A 3352-nucleotide genomic window follows, 5' to 3' on the forward strand; every position below is an offset into this window, starting at 1 on the left:
GGGTGTTTTTTTCTATTTGTTTTTTTTAAAAAAAAAAATTTAAAAAAAAACAACCCAAAATTTTTTTGGGGGGGGCCGGGGTTGGCCCCCGGGGGGGGGGGGGCGCCCCCCCCCCGCCCCCCCCGCCACTTCGCACCCTCCGGTCAGGCCAGGTAGTCGGCGACCATTTCGGCGAAGTCTTCCGGCGTGCGAACCTCGACGCCGAGTTCGGCCGCCTTGACCGCCTTCGAACTCGGCTTGCCACCGGCGGACGGCGCCGCGACAAGGATGGACGTCTTGGCGTTGACGCTGCTGCCCGCGCGCCCGCCGGCCCTCTCGATCAGCGAGTTCATCTCGGACCTCGCGTAGGCCGCCAGCACCCCGGTCATTTTGCCGGTGACCACCACGACCTTGCCCGTCAGCGGCCCTGCACCCTCGCTCGCCGACGTCTCCTGCTCTTCCATGTTGACGCCCGCGGCGATCAGCTTGTCGATGACCGGTGCCAGCGCGGCGACCTGCTCGACGATGACCGGGGCCTTCTCGGGACCGATGCCCTCGACGTCCTGCAATGCGGCTGCGTCGGCCTGACGGATGTCTTCCATCTTGCCGAAGTGCCGGGCGATGCGGCGGGACATGCTGCGCCCGGTGCCGAGGATGCCCAGGGCGCAGAAGACCCGGCTGAGGGGGAGTGCCTTGGCGGCCTCGATCTGTTCGGCGAGCTTGGCGGCCAGCTTGGCGCTTCCGGACGCTGCCGTGAGCTGCTCGGCGGTCAGGGTGAACAGATCGGCGACATCGGCGACGTCACCGGACGCGACCAGGGCCGCCACGTACGCCGGGCCGAGGCCGTCGATGTCGAGCATGTCGCGTCCGGCGGCGTACTGGATCAGCGCCGGAAGCGCGCACGCGCTGCCCTGCGCGCAACGCCACCTCTCCTGCGCTTTGTTGATCTTTCCGCCGCAGTTGGGGCAGACCTCGGGCAGCGGGACCTCCAGCGCCCCCGCCGGCCGCAGCTGGACCACGGCCCCCTGCACGCGGGGGATGATGTCGCCGGCCTTGTAGACCGTCACGGTGTCGCCGATGTGGAGGTCCCGACGGCGGATGTCAGCGGGGTTGTGCAGCGTGGCCCGGGTGACGGTGGAGCCGTCGATCTCGACCGGGGTGAGGATCGCGGTCGGTGCGAGGACCCCGGTGCGGCCGACCTGCCACACGACGTCTTCCAGCACGGTCTGCCGCTCGACCGCCGCGAGCTTTACCGCGATGGCCCAGTGAGGGAAGCGGGAGCCGAATCCGGCCGCCGCCTGCTCCGCCGCGTCGTTCATCTTGATCACCACGCCGTCGATCCCGACGGGCAGCTCCGCACGCATGGCGGCGATCGCATCCACCCGCTCCTGTGCTGCGGCGAGATCCGCGACGACATGGAGCCCTGCCGGGGAGTCCGCGGTGGTCTGGATGCCGACGGCGGCCACGGCCGCGAGGGTTTCCGCATGGGTGGCCCCGGCGGGCAGGTACGCGACCGCGTCCAGCTCGACCGCGCCGTAGGCCCAGAACGTCATCCGGAGACGGTACGGCCGGTCCTTCGCCCTGAGCGTGCCGGCCGTGCCGTTGCGGGGGTTGGCGAAGACCTGGGCGTTGTGCGCGGCCCGGACCTCGTTCGCCGTCTCGAACTGGGCCTGCGTAAACGCGACCTCGCCGCGGACCTCGATGGTGACCGGCTCGGTCAGCTGCTCAGGGAGACCGTCGATCTGGCCGATTACGTGGCTGATGTCCTCGCCGTGACTGCCGTCCCCGCGCGTGATGATCTGCACCAGACGGCCGCTGCGGTACCGGGCGGCCACGGCAGCGCCGTCGATCTTCGGCTCGACGGTGAACCCGCCCTTCGGCGAGCGTCCCAGCCGGCGCTCGACCGACACGCCCCATGCCACCAGGCCCTCGGCGTCAAAGACGTTGTCCAGGCTCAGGAGGCGGGTGGTGTGCGCGACGTCGCCGACGGGCGCGGCCCCGTCGGCGACGAGACCGGTAGGCGAATCCGGGGAGACCTCGGCGGGGTGCTCCTGCTCCCATGCCTGTACGGACCGCCGAAGCTGGTCGTACGAGACGTCGTCCAGGACGCTGTCGCCGTCGCCGTAGTACGTCCGCGAGGCGTCGCGCAGAAGCTGGAGCGCGGCCTCGTACTCGGTGCGGCTGGATGCGGCGGACAGCGCCTGAGCGGCGGGAAGAGTCGTCATGAGGGTGATCCTCTCGTAAGGGTCTGACAGTGGTCGGACGAAAGGGGGCGAGGCCCGGACAGGGGGTCCGGGCCTCGCCGGCCCCGGCCGTCGAGGGGAGTGCACGGCCAGGGCGAGCCGCGCGAAGCGGCTCCTTCGGGAGTGGCTTTGTGTTGGGGGCGATGCCCCGCCCTCACAACAACCACTATACACATAGAAAACTGAAGAGACAACAATCTTGAGATGGGGATGGGTTCGCCCCAGCCCCGGACCGGGCCTTCCTGCTTCGGTCAGCTGGTCGGCTCGTCGGGATGACCCGGTAGCCGGCGGAGCCCAAAGAGCCTCAGAAGGCGGGGTATTCCGAGGCCCGGCACCTGCAATTTCCTAGACCGTGTCGCCCTCGGCCCGGGTTTCGACGCGGTGCAGCACGTGGGGGGCGATGAGGTCGGCGCCACCGTCCTCCCAACGCACAGCCTGGAAGGCGTAGGGGGTGCCGTCCGCCATGCCGAAGGCGTGCCCAAGCCGTTCGGTTCCCCTGGCGCGCATGGCCAGGTGCGTTCCGTCTGCGTAGTAGGTGAGCGCCGGGTCGAACATGGTGGCCGGGCGGGTCACGTCCGACGCCAGGGGGCGCGCCCGGATGACGATGTCCGCGACCTGGTCGGCGTCGATCCCGGGCAGGTTCATGCGCCGGTCGGGCTCGACCTTCCAGGACAGAGGGGAACAGGCGGTTGACCTGATCCCGGACCCACTGCCATGCCTCGTTCGAGGCTTCCTCGGTGGCCTCGTTCGCCGAGGAGTGCCAGCCCTCGGCGCAGTCGGCGCCCTGTTCACCGAGGAGGGCCATCACCTCGGAGCGGGTGATCTCGTCGGGGAGCGGTGTCCCCGCCTGCATGCGGTGGACGAATCGGTGGAAGAGCTGGAAGGCCAAGGACTCGCCGTCCAGGTGGTGGGCGTAGACGATCCGCAGCACCTTTCCGTGCCCTTCGGAATCGGGGACCAGGGTGGCGATGGCGGGCGGCGGCGTCGTGTTGATGGCCATGGGGGTGCTCCGTTTCGGGCGGGGGCGGAGGGGGGGGGGGGGGGGGCGGCGGGGGGGCCGCCCCCCCCCCCGCCCCCCCCCCCCCCCCCCACAACACCAAACACACACAAAAACAAAAAAAGCGGGGGGC

2 protein-coding genes are annotated in these 3352 nt (G+C 69.7%); both read right to left on the reverse strand.

From position 1 onward, the window contains the following. Positions 1-143 precede the first annotated feature (143 nt). Positions 144-2204 (reverse strand): NAD-dependent DNA ligase LigA, encoded by a 2061-nt coding sequence (ligA, locus tag ACIBEC_RS22260; protein WP_396288593.1) that lies wholly within the window; start codon positions 2202-2204, stop codon positions 144-146. 363 nt (positions 2205-2567) lie between these two features. Next, positions 2568-2867 (reverse strand): hypothetical protein, encoded by a 300-nt coding sequence (locus ACIBEC_RS22265; protein WP_396288595.1) that lies wholly within the window; start codon positions 2865-2867, stop codon positions 2568-2570. Positions 2868-3352 lie beyond the last annotated feature (485 nt).

The organism is Kitasatospora sp. NPDC051164 (genome assembly GCF_044455625.1).
GTDB lineage: Bacteria > Actinomycetota > Actinomycetes > Streptomycetales > Streptomycetaceae > Kitasatospora.